This is a genomic window from Sphingomonas pituitosa NBRC 102491 (assembly GCF_001598435.1).
GTDB classification, from domain to species: Bacteria; Pseudomonadota; Alphaproteobacteria; order Sphingomonadales; family Sphingomonadaceae; genus Sphingomonas; species Sphingomonas pituitosa.
In genome coordinates this window covers 62,459-78,570 of the sequence record NZ_BCYY01000010.1, presented here as the reverse complement: position 1 = coordinate 78,570, position 16,112 = coordinate 62,459, and the positions used below count along the sequence as shown (strand labels likewise).

At 63.9% G+C, this 16,112-nt stretch carries 16 protein-coding genes; 11 read left to right on the top strand and 5 right to left on the bottom strand.

The window, feature by feature from the left end; genetic code table 11:
• Window positions 1-522: 522 nt before the first annotated feature.
• Together SPI01S_RS10425 and SPI01S_RS10420 are read left to right on the top strand one after the other, a co-directional pair.
• On the top strand, window positions 523-714 hold the full coding sequence (locus tag SPI01S_RS10425) for a hypothetical protein (protein WP_066721896.1): 192 nt from the start codon (window positions 523-525) through the stop codon (window positions 712-714).
• On the top strand, window positions 686-2,593 hold the full coding sequence (locus SPI01S_RS10420) for a ParB/RepB/Spo0J family partition protein (RefSeq protein WP_245653550.1): 1,908 nt from the start codon (window positions 686-688) through the stop codon (window positions 2,591-2,593). The genes SPI01S_RS10425 and SPI01S_RS10420 overlap by 29 nt, the downstream gene beginning before the upstream one ends.
• A 592-nt stretch (window positions 2,594-3,185) precedes the next feature.
• Here SPI01S_RS10420 and SPI01S_RS10415 read toward each other — a convergent pair.
• Together SPI01S_RS10415 and SPI01S_RS10410 are read right to left on the bottom strand one after the other, a co-directional pair.
• Entirely contained in the window at window positions 3,186-3,665 is a 480-nt protein-coding gene (locus tag SPI01S_RS10415) for a hypothetical protein (RefSeq protein WP_066721893.1), read from the bottom strand.
• A gap of 73 nt (window positions 3,666-3,738) precedes the next feature.
• Window positions 3,739-4,002, bottom strand: coding sequence for a helix-turn-helix domain-containing protein (locus tag SPI01S_RS10410; protein WP_066721892.1), 264 nt, complete (start codon window positions 4,000-4,002; stop codon window positions 3,739-3,741).
• Between the two features lie 222 nt (window positions 4,003-4,224).
• Between SPI01S_RS10410 and SPI01S_RS10405 the strand changes: the two genes are divergently transcribed.
• The 5 genes from SPI01S_RS10405 to SPI01S_RS10385 all read left to right on the top strand — a co-directional run bounded on the left by SPI01S_RS10405 (window position 4,225) and on the right by SPI01S_RS10385 (window position 7,689).
• Window positions 4,225-4,635: a hypothetical protein gene (locus tag SPI01S_RS10405; RefSeq protein WP_157084639.1), complete on the top strand. Its 411-nt coding sequence runs from the start codon at window positions 4,225-4,227 to the stop codon at window positions 4,633-4,635.
• A gap of 301 nt (window positions 4,636-4,936) precedes the next feature.
• Complete coding sequence (locus tag SPI01S_RS10400; RefSeq protein WP_066721888.1) at window positions 4,937-5,323, top strand: DUF3768 domain-containing protein; 387 nt, start codon at window positions 4,937-4,939, stop codon at window positions 5,321-5,323.
• Between the two features lie 126 nt (window positions 5,324-5,449).
• Window positions 5,450-5,707, top strand: a complete 258-nt coding sequence (locus SPI01S_RS10395; protein WP_066721886.1) for a hypothetical protein — start codon at window positions 5,450-5,452, stop codon at window positions 5,705-5,707.
• Between the two features lie 2 nt (window positions 5,708-5,709).
• On the top strand, window positions 5,710-6,999 hold the full coding sequence (locus tag SPI01S_RS10390) for a Fic/DOC family protein (protein ID WP_066721884.1): 1,290 nt from the start codon (window positions 5,710-5,712) through the stop codon (window positions 6,997-6,999).
• A 21-nt stretch (window positions 7,000-7,020) separates the two neighbouring features.
• Complete coding sequence (locus SPI01S_RS10385; RefSeq protein ID WP_084253389.1) at window positions 7,021-7,689, top strand: SOS response-associated peptidase family protein; 669 nt, start codon at window positions 7,021-7,023, stop codon at window positions 7,687-7,689.
• 1 nt (window position 7,690) lies between these two features.
• Here SPI01S_RS10385 and SPI01S_RS10380 read toward each other — a convergent pair whose 3' ends face one another.
• From SPI01S_RS10380 to SPI01S_RS10370, 3 genes are all read right to left on the bottom strand, one after another.
• On the bottom strand, window positions 7,691-8,953 hold the full coding sequence (locus SPI01S_RS10380; protein WP_174539093.1) for a Y-family DNA polymerase: 1,263 nt from the start codon (window positions 8,951-8,953) through the stop codon (window positions 7,691-7,693).
• A gap of 3 nt (window positions 8,954-8,956) precedes the next feature.
• Window positions 8,957-9,388 (bottom strand): LexA family protein, encoded by a 432-nt coding sequence (locus tag SPI01S_RS10375; protein WP_066721881.1) that lies wholly within the window; start codon window positions 9,386-9,388, stop codon window positions 8,957-8,959.
• Window positions 9,389-9,521: 133 nt separating this feature from the next.
• Window positions 9,522-10,112: a recombinase family protein gene (locus SPI01S_RS10370; protein WP_066721879.1), complete on the bottom strand. Its 591-nt coding sequence runs from the start codon at window positions 10,110-10,112 to the stop codon at window positions 9,522-9,524.
• 340 nt (window positions 10,113-10,452) lie between these two features.
• Here SPI01S_RS10370 and SPI01S_RS21775 point away from each other — a divergent pair, with 340 nt between their 5' ends.
• The 4 genes from SPI01S_RS21775 to SPI01S_RS10355 all read left to right on the top strand — a co-directional run bounded on the left by SPI01S_RS21775 (window position 10,453) and on the right by SPI01S_RS10355 (window position 15,824).
• Window positions 10,453-10,746, top strand: a complete 294-nt coding sequence (locus tag SPI01S_RS21775) for an AbrB/MazE/SpoVT family DNA-binding domain-containing protein (RefSeq protein WP_084253388.1) — start codon at window positions 10,453-10,455, stop codon at window positions 10,744-10,746.
• The gene (locus SPI01S_RS21770; protein WP_084253387.1) at window positions 10,743-11,129 is read left to right on the top strand and encodes a type II toxin-antitoxin system VapC family toxin; all 387 of its coding nucleotides are present in this window, start codon (window positions 10,743-10,745) and stop codon (window positions 11,127-11,129) included. The genes SPI01S_RS21775 and SPI01S_RS21770 overlap by 4 nt, the downstream gene beginning before the upstream one ends.
• A gap of 99 nt (window positions 11,130-11,228) precedes the next feature.
• Window positions 11,229-12,182, top strand: a complete 954-nt coding sequence (locus SPI01S_RS10360) for an aminotransferase (protein ID WP_066721875.1) — start codon at window positions 11,229-11,231, stop codon at window positions 12,180-12,182.
• A 3-nt stretch (window positions 12,183-12,185) separates the two neighbouring features.
• Entirely contained in the window at window positions 12,186-15,824 is a 3,639-nt protein-coding gene (locus SPI01S_RS10355) for a DEAD/DEAH box helicase (RefSeq protein WP_066721872.1), read from the top strand.
• Window positions 15,825-16,112 lie beyond the last annotated feature (288 nt).

Genomic DNA, 16,112 nt, shown 5'->3' with positions numbered 1-16,112 from the left:
CACCCAGGCTGCGGGTGCAACATCGTTGCCTCCATCTCGGCGCTGACGCGCCTCATGTCCAATTACGATTTCCCAAGGTTGATCCATTCGAGGGAGAGCCGGGCGCGACCCTGCCGGGCACGGCTCTATCGGCGTTGGCGCGCCGACCAAGCCACCGTGCCGGCGTCTCGGCCCTATCGGGTCACGATCCTCGCGTGAGGTGTGCCACGTGGCACACCTATAGCCGCGCCGAATGGCGCGGCGTCGCTCCGTAGTGCGGCGCGGCCCTCCCCTGGAGGCCCGCTTGCCAAGGGGAACGCCAAGGGCTGCTGCCCTTTCGTTCCCGAAGGAAAATAGACGGCCCCGTGTGGTCCGCCAAGCGCGGCACCCGACGCCCTAAGGGGCGTCGGCCGCGCTAGGGCGGCCTGCCCGCGCCAAGGCCATCGATTTTCCTCCTCCCTCCCCATCCCGCTCCTCGCCGGAGAGGCAGACCCGGTTGCTGCGGCAACCGGCTTTCAGCCGCAGGAAGAAGGAGGAAAGAGAATGGCTTACACCCGATACAAGGGCGATCCCTACTGGAAACGGGCCAAGGTGGACGGCACCAGCGCGGACGGCACCCCCTACCGCCGTGGCGAGCGCGTGTTCTTCTACCCGCGTTCCGGCGCGACCTACGCGGGCGACGGCGCGGCGCGCGCATCGGCCGAGTTTGACGAACTCGCGAGCCTCGAAGGCTGACCCCTCCCCCATCGACAACATTACATATCGAAGGAGTATCATCATGGGTATCATCACCGTTAAGCTGTCGCAGCTTCGCCTTTCCCCGCTCAATCAGCGGCGCGTGAAGCCTTCCGCCGTCGAGAGCATGGCCGACGACATTGCCGCGCACGGCCTGTTGCAGAACCTTGTCGCCTACGAGGACGAGGGCCTGTTCTATGTGTTCGCCGGAGGGCGGCGCTATCGCGGCCTAAAAGAACTGGCGAAGCGCAAGCAGATCAAAAACAGCGATGCGTTTCCCGTCGAGGTCCGCACCAAGGAAGAGGCCATCGAACTATCGCTGGCGGAGAACTTCCAGCGCGAGGATATGCACCCGGCAGACAGCATCCGCGCCTTTGCGGCGCTTCGCGACACCGGCATGGACGCCGAGGAAATCGCGGCCCGGTTCGGTCAGGCGGTCAGCTTCGTCTATAAGATGCTTCGCCTTTCCGCGCTGGCACCGGCGCTGATCGACCTGATCGCCAAGGATCAGTTGTCGCTTGAGGCCGCGCGCGCGCTCACCCTCACCGACGATCACGACCAACAGGTGAAGGTCTGCAAGGCCGCGAACGGCCACGCCCACACCATCCGGCGGATGCTCACGACCGAGAAGGTGGATACCACCAGCGGCGCGTTCATCTTCGTCGGGCGCGATGCCTATGAGGCGAAGGGGGGGACGATCACGGTGGACCTGTTCAGCCAAGGGGCCGAGGGCTTTGCCGACCAGCCCGAGCTTGTGCAGGAACTGGCAGAGGACAAGCTGGACGCCATCGCCGACGAATATCGCGCGATCGGTTGGCATGAGGTTCGCGCCACGCTGGACCGACCCTACGACCTTTACATGAAAGGCAGCTTGTATCCGGCCACCCGCGAGCCGTTCGAGGACGAGGCAGCACGGATCGAGGCGATTGACGCCGCTATCGAGCGGATCGCCGAGGCAGAGGGCGAGGACAGCGTGGCGCTCGCGCCGTTGTCCGACGAGCGCGACGCGATCACCGAGGGGTTGCGGGGGTTCAACGCCGAGCAGGTCGCAGTCGGGGGCGTGGCGCTATGGGTTTCGCATGACGGATCGCTCGGCAAGAGCTTCTATCGCGCGAAGGCCGAGCCGAAGCCCAAGACAGGGAGTGGCGAGCCGCAACCGCTCTACAGCAACAGCCTTGTCGCTGACCTGTCGCGGATCAAGACCCGCATCGTGCAGGAGGCGGTCGCGGCCGACCCTGCGCTGGCGCTGGACGTGCTGCTGGACAGCCTCGCGGGGCAGCTACTCCACGGCGCGCACAGCTATCAGATGGCGATCGACGTGCAGGGCAAGACCATCGCGACCGATGTTGCCGACGACCTTATGGCGACCAGCGACGTGCGGGAGGTCGAAGAGACGATGGCCGACCGCTTCGCATCGATCCCCGCCGAGGACCGGTTCGAGGTCATTCGCGCTATGAGCCACGACGACAAGATGGCGCTACTCGCCGGGTTGGTGGCGATGACGGTGGACGGCACCTTGTTCGCGGGCGGTGCCCCCGGTGCGCGTCACCATCACTTCGAGCAGGTGGCCCGGGCGACCGGCGTGGACATTGCGACCCGCTGGCAGGCCCCCATCGCCCTGTTCGACAAGATGCGCCGTGCGGCCCTGATCGATCTACTCCGCGCCGAGTGCGGCGATGCCAGCGCCGACAACTGCGCGACCATCAAGAAGAAGGCGGACTTGGCGGTCAACGTGTCGGGACGGCTCGCTTCGCATTGGCTTCCCGCGCCCATGCAGATCGGGGCGTTCGACCAGCCCGAGCGCGACGAGCGGGACGGTCCCGAAGCCGATGCCTTCGATGGTGAGGGCGAGGATATGGAGGCCGACGAAATGGCGTGAACGGATGCGGGGGGCGGTGATAATCGCCCCCCTTCCCCCGACCGACCCGCCCACCAGCAGCCCCGTCGCCGGCGCGACAGCCATGCCCCGCATGGCCATCGCGCCCGCTGCCCTTTCAGGCCCGCGCGCGCCGCCCGCCCCCAAGGGACAGGCGGCGCTGAGGCGACTTCACGACAATGTGATGAGAGAAGCGCACGAGAATATCGCGCGAAGCGAGCAGCCTGCGCTACAATGGCCTCGATCGGCAGCGGAAGGATGTAGCAGCTCCCCCGCAATCTCGCTGGTCAAAGGAGGTGACGCACATTGACGATTTATGAAACAGCAATGGTTGTGATCGCGGGCTTTTCGCTCGTAGTCGCGATCGTAAAGTTGGGCCGCCACAAGTAGCCTGACGGGGGGCGGGGGCCTAGCAGGGTTCCCGTCCCTTTCCTTTCAGGATGGCCCATAAAGTTTGAGCCCGCCAAGTAGCAGCTCGGCGGGCTCAGGTAGGTTCCGCAATCGACAATCACGAAACAGCAGGGCCTATATACGCCTTCGAGCCTTAACATCCAATAGCCAGGTTGCGACCCATCCTGAAAATCCGGCGGCGGATCTAGCCCGCTAGAGCTGCCGCAAGTGTGCCACGTGGCACACCCCCTCTCGATATCACCGGGGTGTCAAGCGGCGCCAGCAGATCGCCGATTGCGCGCCGTCGATAGGCGTTCAGCCAGCGCCGGCGCCGATGCTCGGCCGCGTCATGGATCATATGGCACCGCTGGCAGAGCGCGGCCAGGTTGCGCGGCGCGTTGTCGGTCGGGTCATGGTTCAGGTGCGCGCACGCGATATAGACCCGCGTGACACGAACGATCGCCGCCACCCCGTCGCCGGGCACGCGCACCCGGCGACCGCGGCCGTCACGCCACTGGCGGCGATCGGCGTCCCACCAGCGGCCATCGCCCAAGTGGAACACCCGCCGACCGTGCGGACGCCGGCAATGCTCGCACCGCCCCTTGGCGCGGCCGAAGCGGATCAGCTTCGACAGTTCCGGCCAGTCGATCGGGTAGAGCCAGCGATGTTCGGCCATGATCGGCATGACGATTCTATGAGTCAGCCGAGGCGAGAACGAAAGCAGAAAATCTCGCTGAAATGCGCGATGCCACACGCCGTCAGTCAGTCACAACTTCCGCATCGTCGTCGGGCGTTGTGGGATCGAGTAGGAGCAAATGGGGGCTGATCTTCAACCCCTTCGCAATGCGCTCGATATTGTCGATCGCGACATTGCGCTCTCCGCGCTCAATCCCGCCGAAATAAGTGCGATCCATCTCGATATCATAGGCGAAGTCCTGTTGGCTGACGCCAAGAGACTTCCGGTATCGGCGGATATTGGCGGCGACGATAGCGCGTAAGCATCCGGGATGGGTGCGTTTCACCCTTCATTGTTCGCCTGTATGATGGTTATAAGGCGACGGGTTTTAAGTATCATTCTACTAGCCGATGTTAATGTGAGGAAACCGCGAAGCCCGGGAAGCGCGCATGAACAGCCATTTGCCGGTTGGCCGACCGACCGGGTATCTTGAAGCTCTTCCCAGAGAGCAGATTTGGATCGCGACCGCGGCCGTCGCTCCGGCGCGGGGCCTGCGCAAGGGCCGGACGTGAAAGACTTGGCCTCAATACGGCGACGTGCCCTCGCCCTCATGCGCGAGGCCATCGCCATGCTCGACGAAGCCGGCGAAGACCGTGCTGCAATCCATCTGCAGGCGGCGATCGATACCGCCGAACGGAAAGCACCGCTCAAACCGGGTGAGGAAATTGCGGACGAGACTTCCGCCGTGCCCCCGCGCACTGATTTGCCCGCCGATCCGGCGCTTGTGCGCGCGATGGGCGGCGCGCTTGCGGTGATCGCCTCGGTGATGGCGCGACAGGGCGATGTGTCGCTCGATGAGATCGCCAACCTGTTGGGAATATATGCCGCCGCGACACATGAGACGTCGGCTAACGAAGGGCTGATTATCGCGTGCTGGGGAGCGATCCTCCGCGATGTGGCGGAAGCACAGCGTCCATAGCTCAACCGGTCGGGCAATGGCCGCGCCGCAGGCGCGATGCCCGTGAGCGGCCTCGCTCCGCTCAGGCGAAACCTCGGCCGAGGGGAACGCCAAGGGCGCTGCCCTTTCGTTCCCGAACGACAATCAGCCGCCCGTGTAATCCGCCAAGCGCGGCACCCGCCGCCGAAGGCGACGGCCACGCTAGGCGGCTCGCCCGCGCCAGCGGCAGATTCTCGCTCCCCCTCCCCATCCCGTCCTCGCCGGACAGGCAGGGCCGTGAGGCCGAGCGGCCTTGCGGCCATGCCAGAAGGAGTTTCCAGCCATGCGCAGCCCCGAACATCTCGACGCCATCCGTCGCCTGAATGACGCGGCCCGGAGCAATCCGGGAACCGCCTCCATCGCCAATGTCACGCGGGGGTTTCAGTCCCTTCCCGATGCCGACCGTTTCGCCGCGCTGGCGGCCGTTGTCGGCTTCTCGCAGTTCGATGGGGCCAACGACCCCTATGGTGAACATGATTTCGGGGCGGTCTATCGGCTCGCGATAGGCAAGTGGACGCAGGAGCGGCCGAGCGAGGAAAAGGCCATTACCCAAACGGTTTTCTGGAAAGTGGATTATTACGACAACACGCTCACCTATGGCAGTGAAGTGCCGTGGGACGAGCGGCAGACCAAGCGTGTGCTGACGGTCATGCTGGCGAACGAGTATTGATCGCCCCCGCCCGTCGATCCGCGTTCAGCCGAGCGCGGATCACGACGCGCATCCGCCTCGCTCACACGTGATTTGTTGAGGAATCGCCTTGGAAGGCGTAGGGTTAAGAGCAGAAAGGATGATGCGATGGCCCAGATCGATCTTGAGACGCTGCGCGAGCGCATCCGCCAGATGGATTTCGCGCGCGGCACCCCCGAGCAGATCGCGCTTTGGCGCGAGGACGTGGCGGAGTCGCGCGCCAATCTCGTCATCGAGGACATGACGCCGACCATCGATGAAGACGCGATGTTCGCGATGATGCTCGACGAGGGCGTTCCGCCCGCGCTCATGCCCTCGATTATCCTCAGTCTCTATCAGCCCGGAACACGCCAGATCGCCGCCTGACCTTGGCGAGCGATCCCTACACGTATCCCGGCACCGAGACGCTTCGGAACCGGCTCGGAATCACCGACGACAAGACGCTTACAGAGGCCGAACGAAGACTGACGCAGGCGCGCGGCGCGGAGGCCGCGCGCCTGACCTTTCCAGCCACCGCCGACGGCTATCGGGCGCTCCATAAGCACCTGTTCCAGGACCTCTATGATTGGGCGGGCCAGGACCGCACCGTCAACATCGCCAAGGGCGGATCGAGCTTCGCGGCTGTCCCCTATCTGGCGCGCGAACTCGACAAGCGGTTCGCCGAGGTAGGAGCGCAGGGCGGCTTCCGGGGATTTCCTCGCGACGAGTTTTTCGATCGGCTCGGCAACCACATCAACGAGATCAACGCCATTCATCCCTTCCGCGAAGGGAATGGGCGCACCATGCGCCACCATGCCGCCCAGCTCGCCCGCGAAGCCGGCCACCCGATCCGGATTGCCGCGATCGACAAGGATCGCTGGATGGAGGCGTCCCGCCACGGCTTTCTGACCGGCGATCATCGCGGCATGGCCGCAGTCTTTTCCGCAGCGGCGATCAAGCGCGACCTCGCGCCCGAGGCGCGCATCGGCCCCGCAGGGATCGCCATGCTTCCCAAGCGTGCCCCGCCCGAGGGGCAACGCTACCGGGTGACGCTGACCAAGGCGCGCGAGGAACTGGAACGCTATCTGCCGGCCGCCCGCCAACAGGCGGCCGACCGGCTGCGCGGGCTGATTAAGGAGGGTGCCCCCTCCCCCGTCATCGCCAACGCGCGCACCGAACTCGCCTATGTCCGCCACGCCAAGGGACCGATCTACCAATCGCACCTTCTCACCTATTTAGGCGTCCGTCAGGTCGATGCCGTCGTGTCGCCCCAGCAGACGCCGTTGGAGCGCGTGCGCGAGATCGGCGCGGCGCTTGGCGTCCAGATCAACAACCAGCAGCCGGCGCAGCTCCAGCGCGCCGTGCGGTCGCTGGAGCGGCCGATCCTGCCCCCCGGCCATTCGCCGGGGCAGGAGCGGCTTGCCGAGCTGTTCCTGAAGAACACGCCGGAGAAGAACCAAGCCGATCCGCGCCTCGCGCCCGCCCAGGCGATCGTTGACGCGGCCATGAAGACCGCGCGCGATCGGGGCGAGAGCGCGCGCATGGTCGGGACCATCGGGGAGTCGACGCGCCAGCTCGTCGCGGATCGGATCAAGGCAGGCGGATCGCTGGACGGCGAAATCGGCCGCGCGACCTCGGCGCAAGCGCCGGCGCCGCGCGATAAGGACCGGAGCCGCTGACGGCGTTGGGAGGACGGGGAAATGTGCAATCGGTATCGACTATCGGCCAAGCAGGCGGCCGTCATGCGGGCGTGCGGGTTCGAGCCGCCCTATCCCGAGGATGAGACCTACCCGGTGCCGCGTGAGATCTTCCCTACCGGGAAGAGGACAGCGCGACACGGCCTGGTCGTGCGGCGATCGTCGCAGGGCAACCGGCCACTGGAGCCGGTCGCGATGGAATGGGGCTTCCCGACCCAGGTGCCGAGCAAGCGCGACCCGGCCGTGAAGCTGGACAAGTATGTCACCAACGCCCGCAACCTCGCTTCCTCGATGTGGAAGCCGTCGCTCGCCAACCCGGAGCGGCGCTGCCTTGTCCCCTTCACCCACTTCGCCGAGCCCCACCCTGAGGGCGGCACCGGCGATGATGGCAAGCCCCGGCAGATATGGTTCTCGATCCCTGATGAGCCGATCGCGTTCTTCGCCGGCCTATGGCGGCCGACTGCGCGTGGCGAAGCCTACGCCTTCGCCACGACTTCGCCGAACGCGATCGTCTCGCCTTGGCATCCCAAAGCAATGCCGGCGATCCTCCACCCACACGACTTCACCACTTGGCTCGACGGCTCGCATGACGAGGCGCTGGCGCTGGTCAAACCCTATGATGGGGCGATGACAGAGCAGGTAGCGACGCCGGCCGACGAGCTGGCGATCTAACCTATCGCGCGACCGGAATCTCCGCGATCCGCGTGGTCCATGCCGGGCTTTTATGCGACCGTTTGGTGTCGAACGACCGTAACCCACATCCTTGCGCGGCTAAGACGACGGTGTTGCGGCCAAATCGGCTGTTGAGGCCGTCCATTGCCGCCAGAAGTGCTGGTGCCTTGGGATCGGCCGTCGCGAACAGGTCCGCTTGCCCTTCCCCTTCCGGCACCAGGTCCTCCAGCAGCACGCCGCATTTGGTATAGACGCCCCCCGGCTCGAACATGGCGTCCATCATCTTTCCCGCGATCCCGACGATGACGCGGGGATCGTTCGTCGGGGGAGAGAGACGCGCCGATCGCGATGCCGAGGGCGGGTTCGGGCGATAGCGCGAGCCATGCGCGAAGGCGATCAGCCGGCTTGCCGCCAGCCCTTGCGCGCGTAACTTCTCGGCCGCGCGCGCCGCGCGCCTCGCCATCGCCTCGCGCAGCTCAATGGGATCGGAGACAGGTGTGCCGAACTGGCGCGTCACCGCCGTCGCCTTGAGCGGTTCGGGCGCTACCTTGAAGTCGTCGCACTCGATCCCGCCCAGCTCGCGCACGAGCCGTTCCAGCACCACCGTCCCCACGTCGCGCGCGACCGTCGGAGGCAGCGCAGCCAGGTCCGCAGTCGTCTTTACGCCGAGGGGCCGGAGTCGCGCTTCCAGCGCACCCCCGATGCCCCACACTTCCCCGATCGGCCATTGATCGAACAGACGCCGGCGCAGCTCGACGTCGTGGAGGTCGACCACCCCGCCCCACACCTTTTCGGTGGCCTTCGCCAAGGCGTTCGCAACCTTGGACAGCGTGCGCGTCGGACCCAGGCCGATCCGGGTCGGCAGCCCGACTGATTGAGCAATGTCCTCGCGGACCGCGTGCGCGGTCGCGACGTCGCCGAGACCGGTGGGAAGCACCGGCAGACGGAAGAAACTCTCGTCAATCGAGTAGATTTCGACCGTCTCGGAATGGTCGGCGATCACCGCATTGAAGCGGCGGTTCAGGTCAGCATACAGCTCATAGTTGCTCGATCGGAGCTGGATACCGTGCCGCTTGATGCGGTCGCGTATCTTGAAGACCGGCTCGCCCATGCGAACGTGCAGCGCCTTCGCCTCTTCGGAGCGGGCGACCGCACAGCCGTCATTGTTCGACAGGACGATGACCGGCACGCCTCGCAGGCTCGGATCGAACAGGCGTTCGGCCGAGACATAGAAATTGGCGATGTCGACGATCGCCCAGGACACCGCCTAGCGCCGATAATCGCGCACGCCGGTCCGAACGACGCCCCAAATCTCGACGCCATCGGCGGAGGTGGCTTCGTAGCATTGCTGGCTATTGCGCGCTTCGAGGAAGGCGGCGCCCCGGCGCCGGACGAGCTGGCGGCAGACGAAGCCGCCATCGACGATCGCGATCACGATATGCCCTTCTGCAGGGCGCGTGTCGCGATCGACCACCACCACGTCGTTGTCGTAGATGCCCGCTTCGATCATGCTGTTGCCGCTGATCCGAAACACGAACGACGCGGCTCGATCGAGACGCAGCAGCTCGATCAGGCTGATCGCGTCGTCTTCCCAATCTTGGGCCGGGCTTGGAAAGCCGGCGCCGGCCGCGCCGACGATGCGAAGGACAGTTCCCCGTGGCACCTCGGCGACCGGGACCGGCTGCATCAGAGGCAGCATGTTGATTCCCTTCGCTCCCTTGTAACTCGCGAGAGAACGAAATGGGAACAGGGCATGTGATCGGTTCGACGCATTAGATGTCGCGTCCGAAGCGGAGACATTCGATTGGCGCTTCAAGGAAAGGGCCAGACGTTCAAGCGGACGCTCCTTCCCCTTCCGCGCTGATCGCATCCTGCACCGGCGCCGGAAAGTGCCGATAGAGTGTGGGGACTGAAACGCCGATCGCCGGCGCCACTTCGCGGACCGTCATACCGCCCGCGAGCAGCTTGCGGGCCGCCTCGATCCGCTTGGGCGTCATTACCGTCTTTCGGCCGCCTACCCTGCCCTCGCGCTTCGCCACCATTAGGGCGGCAGTCGTGCGCTCGCGAATGAGATCGCGTTCCATTTCCGCCAGCGCAGCGAGGATGCGGAAGACGAACTTGCCCGCGGTCCCCGATGTGTCGATCCCGTCAGTTATCGAGCGCAGGCCGATGTTGCGGGCTTCCAGCTCGGTCGCGAGATCGATCAGGCCTTTGGACGTCCGGCCGAGCCGATCCAGCTTCCAGATCACCAGCACGTCACCGGCGCGAGCGTGCGACAGAGCTTCAGCCAGGCCGGCGCGGTTCGCCTTGGCGCCGCTCGCCTTGTCGGTGAAGGACCGCTCGCAGCCCACCTCGCGCAGCGCGTCGAGCTGAGGCGTCAAATCCTGTTCGGGCGTCGACACCCGCGCGTAACCGATCAGCATGAACCGTTCTCAAAACTCACCTTCCACGCCTATCACGAGCCACCCCAATCGAGAAAGTGTTTTGATACGCGCCACGCGCCTGCTACACGTTCTCACATGGTCGCGCTTCATAATCGATCGTTTGTGAGAGCCAGTGACTCCCGGTGACCGTCACATCTGGGTGGTACCAATGTGACATGTTCACTAGTCGTACTAAGCTGCCAAAAACGGCGTTGTCAGTCAGGGTATACCCAGATGGACGACTATGTGCCGTGCCACCAGCGCTCGTGACGTACGCCGGTCTTGTGCCATTTGCCGCCAAATGGCATAAAGGTCGGAAGGGCATCGGAAGGATAGGACAGTGGCGTCACGAAGCATAGATGTTAAGGTGGCTGGAAATGGTCGCATGATCCTTCCTGCATCAGTTCGGAAGGCGATGGGGTTGCACGGCGACGCAAAAGTCATCCTTACGATTGAAGACGATCAAGTCCGCCTGACACCGATCGGTCATGGTGTATCACGCGCGAAAGCGCTCTATCGCGAACATGCCAAGCATCTGCGTACGACCGACGACTTCCTTAGCGACCGGAAGGCAGAAGCTGCAGCTGATCTCGGCGATGCGGCCGCCGGCGAACAGGAACGACACGTACAATGACCTCCGCTGTGCTCGATGCATCCGCAGTGCTGGCCCTAGTTCGCGATGAAGCCGGTGCCGACATGGTCGCTCCGCATATCGGCCGTGCCGCAATCTCGGCGGTCAACCTCCAGGAGGTCATTAAGGAGCTGCTGCTCAGCGGCCTCGATGAGGCGACTACCCGCGAGCTGCTTGACGAGCTTCGCCTGGACGTGCGCGCCCACGATACCGAAGCGGCCTACGCCGCTGCTGCTCTGCATTCTCAGACGCGCCAATATGGCCGTGGGTTAGGTGATCGATCGTGTCTTGCACTTGCTGCGCAGCTTGGCGTGCCTGCCCTGACAGCTGATCGTGAGTGGAAGAACGTGAAGGTCGACAACCTCAAGCTTGAGCATATACGATAGTCAAATTCATCGGCGCTTTTGCATAGCGCCGGTGAGTCTACTGGCACCGGTGCCGATGCGGGCGCTACAAAGATCGTGATGATCCGCTAGGCTATAGACGTGCATACTGAACCGCCCCCTACCTCCGCCCTTCAGGCATGGCTTGATGCCCATGGCACGGTCGAGGATCGCTATGGGCATCTGCTTCTTGAGCAGGTTCAACCGATCGACCAGTCGCTGATCGATGCGCTGCGCCCTTATTTCGAATCCGCACATCTCGACGCGCGTGAGCATTTTCATAACCAGGTTGGGATTGACCTTCATCCAGACGCCGGCGCACCCGGGGAACACGCCTGCTATCCTGATTGCCTCCCCTCGGTAGCCCGCCGCGGCCTCTTTGGCGAAGTAATCGCTGGGCTCGTCACCCAAGCGTATGCCGATGAGCTCGTGGGCGAACATCCTTGGTCGGTCCCAATTTTCCTCTTTCGCTTCCACTCAGATGTCGAAAGCTACTTGTGGGACCTCCGCTACGACCCGACGCGCAAGCGGCAAGTGTTCGGTCGGTTCGGGTCTGACTTCGTTGGCATCCGACTTGATGCAAGCGGACGCGTGGTGCGCGTGATTGTCGGCGAAGCGAAATGGCGGACGTCGTTGACGGACTCGGCCGTCGCAGCGCTACTTCACGGCGACAAGGACGTCACTTGCCCTACGTCAGGCAAGAAGATTCACAACGGAAAGGGCATCTGGTTTGAGGTCAACCGCGACAGCGTCGTGCCCAAGGGCCTCCGACAGCTACAGCGCCTTCTTGAGCTACGTGACCCGGTCAACCATGCGAACGCGATTGCGTCGATGGACGCGGCGATCACCGCCGCAACGCCTACGCTCGCGCGCACCAACCTCGTCCTCATCGCCGGCAACGGCGCCAAGACACGCAAGAAGCTCAGTGTGCTGGTGCCCTGGGAGCAGGCGCCTAGCGAATATAAGTCTGCGCATGACCTGCAGGTTGTTGAGCTCATTCTCGATGGCGGCGAGGCCCTGATCGACGGGCTCTACTCCTCACTTTGGAAGGCCTAAGCGATGGCGAATGAAGATCGCCGTGAGGTAGCTGAGCAGGTTCGCGACCGCCTCGCAATTGAGAACGAGCTGTCCCGGCCTCAGGCACGTGCCTTCGTACGATGCCTTCAAGCGACCTGGCAGGTCCCAACGATCCAATGGATGACAGAGGAGTCGGATCGCCAACTAAGCGATGCGCGTCGCCTGCTGCATGCCGCACACATCTTCCGCACCCTTGATGGTCCGACGTCACCTGGCGCGATCGACTGCTACCGCCGTACCGGGGAGCTGCTCGAATGGCTTGCACGCGCTGACGATGGGCTCCGAGCGATTGTGCCGATTGAGCTGCTGGCGGCCGGCGCGTACCAGCTAGGCGGCCTGCCGGCGATGGCGAGCGGGTTGCTCGCGCAGGTTACTTCAGATCAGAATGGCGTACGCCTCCTAGCGGCGTTCCTGCGGGCAGACTTCGACGATGTCATGTCGCAGGTTACCGACTTTTGGCACGATCACGCTCATTTGACTGGCGCTGATCAAGGCACACTGCTCGCCTCTGCCCTCTCGGAGCCTGAGGAAGAAGACGGCGACCGGGTCACATGGTATTTCACAATCGAGCTCGTCCGTTGCGTTGGGCTTGTTGCCGACTGCCTCCGACGTGGCGACGACGGCCGTCTCGAGCGGGCGCTTGCCAAGCTGCATGCGCTTGACGAGATGGCGGCACGCACCTTCAGCGACGACGCTTCGCTTGTCCTCTCGCTTATCCGCGACGTGGCTGATCGATACGCTGCCTCTTCGATCTACAATCCCCTCCGCGCCCTAGCCTCCTTGCGTCCCGAACGCCTAGGTATGCTCAGCGCTTATGCGCGTGACCAGTTTAGTCGCGGGCGAGGCATATTGTGGACTTCGCAAATGCATGGCTTGGAGCGTTTGCTGAAGGATGACTCCTTCGCGCTCTGCACGCCTACGGGCTCTGGCAAGACGCTAGTTGCCAATCTAGCGATCGTCAAAGAGCTGCTGCTGCGGGCAGAGCCTTCGCTGATCGGTCCGCTCGCGCTTTACATCGTGCCCTCGCGAGCGCTCGCCAACGAGGTCGAGGCGAAACTCACATCCGAACTCGGCCGTGAATGCCTGATTACCGGGCTGTACGGTGGCGCGGACTGGGGCGTTACCGATGCGTGGCTGACTACAGAGCGACCCGTTGTGCTGATCGCGACCGTCGAGAAGGCCGAGGCATTGATGCGCTATCTCGGCTCTCTCTTACTAGCGCGCCTCAAACTTCTGATCATCGACGAAGCCCATCAGGTCGTCCCCGACGCCGACGAGACGACCCGCCTCAGCTTCGCCGAACATAGCAACCGATCGATCCGACTTGAGGCAATGGTGGCGCGGATCATCGCCATGCGGCCCGATCTTATTCGGATCGCTCTCACAGCTGTAGCCGGTGGCGCTGCTCAACCCGTTGCCAGGTGGATCGAAGGGCGAGCCGGCGCTCAGGCGGTTGGTGTTCGGTACCGCAGTACTCGGCAGGTGATCGGCGTCCTTGAGACCGCACCAAATCGATCCGGCCGCGTGCTGCTCGACCTGATGAACGGTCGTCCGCTTTATCTGCGCGGACAAGATGAGCCGGTTTATCTCCCCCTTCGCGTTGCTCCTATGCCGCAGCTGCCATCAGCGTGGCGCAATAGCTTGAATCGCTTCAACACCTTGAGCGTCCTTTGGACCGCTCTGCACCTGGTCGAGGAAGATCAGCGCATTCTCATCTCGGTTGCGCAGGAACCCGAGCAGACGATGCGCTGGTACAAGGAAGCGCTGGGAGTTGTCGCTTGGCAGGCGATCCTCCGATTTCAGCCACCCGAAGGCCCACAACGGGCCCGGTACGATGAGGCATGCGCCGCGTGCGTCGATTATTGCGGAAGCGACAGCTTCGAGCTGTTCCTGCTGCAAAGGGGGATAGCTACTAGCCACGGCCAGATGCCACAGCGGCTCCGCCGTTTGATGGTGGAGATGATCGATCGACGCATCTGCTCTATTACGGTAGCGACTGCCACGCTGACCGAAGGCGTCAACCTCCCTTTCGATCTCATCTTCTTGACCTCCCTAAAGCGACGTTCGTGGGATCCGGTGGCCGAGCAGCCTATCATCGCGCCACTTGCGACGGCCGAGTTTCGCAATTTGGCGGGACGGGCGGGACGCCCTGGTGCCTCAAGAGGGATCGAAGGGCTGACGCTCGTCGCGCTCCCAAGCCAGATATCCACCACTGCCGCTGCCGGACAACGGACCCAACGTCGCCAGCAGGCTGAGCTGACCGCCGATTACGAACGGTTGCGCGACGCCCTCGTGATCGAGGAGCGCGACGCCGACGAGGTGCCGTCTCCGTTGGTGATGTTGCTGAACATGATCTGGGATCGCGCCTATCGCGTGCTCGGCGTCTCTCCAGAAAACTTCCTAACCTGGCTCGAGGCAACCGCTCCGGTAGCGGTAAGCGAAGCCGCTGGCACGGGAGCGACGGATCCACTGGCACGCCTTGCAGACGCTATGGATGAACTCGACGGTCTTGCCTTGGCCATAGTCGAGCAATTTCAGCAGTCCGGCGACGTCGACATGCCTCGGGCAGTCGTTGAGGCCCATCTCGTCAGCGTGTGGCAGCGGACCTTCAGCGCTGCAGCGACCGCACAAGAAGCATGGCTCGAGCAGGCGTTCGTGCGACGGGGCGCGGGGATCGTGACCCACCTATACCCTGATCGCGCAGAGCGCTCCCGTCTTTACCAGTTTGGCTTTACGCCCGTGATTGGGCGTCGGTTCGCCGCGATCGCATCCGCGATCCAGGCTGAGATCGCGGGGGCGGTCGACTATGGCGTCCTTAGCCCGGCGAAGCGCCTCGACGTGTTTAAGCGGATCGGCGGGTTGCTCGAAGGCGATCGGGGTTTTGGCTTTCGCGTACGACGCACCGACACCGACGAGCGCCTGCTCGAGCGCTGGAACGATGTTCTCGGCTGGTGGATGAACGAGCCTGAAGTCGCCCAGCCGGCGCCTGACCAGTTACGTACCTGGCAGCGTTTCGTAGCGGACAATCTTGAGTATCGGCTCGGGATGGCCCTTGGCGCGGTTGTGGCACAGGCTTGGTCGAGCGGGTCAGTGGACGCACTGACCGCTCCCACCTTGAGCGACTGGAAGGAAACGACTGGCCTGCCATGGTTTGGCTTCTGGGCGCGTGAACTGCTGCGTTGGGGCACACATGATCCCTTTGTCGCCTTCTCTCTCTCGCAGGGACTAGCAAAGACTCGGGAGGAGGCGGCCAACCGGAGGCCCGAATTCGATCGATGGCTTCGTTCCATGAATCCGTCGCCGGAACCTGACGACCATATCGACCCGCAGCGCTTCCTTGATTGGCAGGCGACACTTGCCCGCGCCGCGACAGAGCAGAGCGCCGCTGCCCGGTTCAACGCGGAGCTGACCGGGACCAACGGCCAGCGAGGGCGCTATGCTGTTCACCCAATCATTCGGGACGGGGCTGTAGCTTGGATCGACGCAGCCGGCTTCGAACTCGCCGTTACCCGGGCCAATTCCGTTGCACCCAAGCTAAGTCGCAAAGCCCGTAGCAGCGATTACATGCTCGAGACGATCGGACAATCGCCCAGCGTCGTCCGATCCTTCCGCCCAAGCTAGGGTCGTCGGCTGCCCGATGAGCATTGGCATCCTTTCTCACAACTCTGTGTAGAACGCACTTTTTGAGAACGCCAAATCGAGAGCGGTTTCGACAATCCGGCGCTGGCGGTACCGCGGGCTTCTCACGCGTCGAGACCGCCCTCCCCTCCCCGGGTCAGCAAGCGTTCGTTTTTGAGAAGGCCCCCTTGTCCGCTCATGCGCTAGGAGACGTCGTTTGGAAGTCGCGCGTCGCGCCTCGCAGCTGCCGCCCTCTGTCAGATGTCGGGACGCTTCGTAGCCGCTAAATCA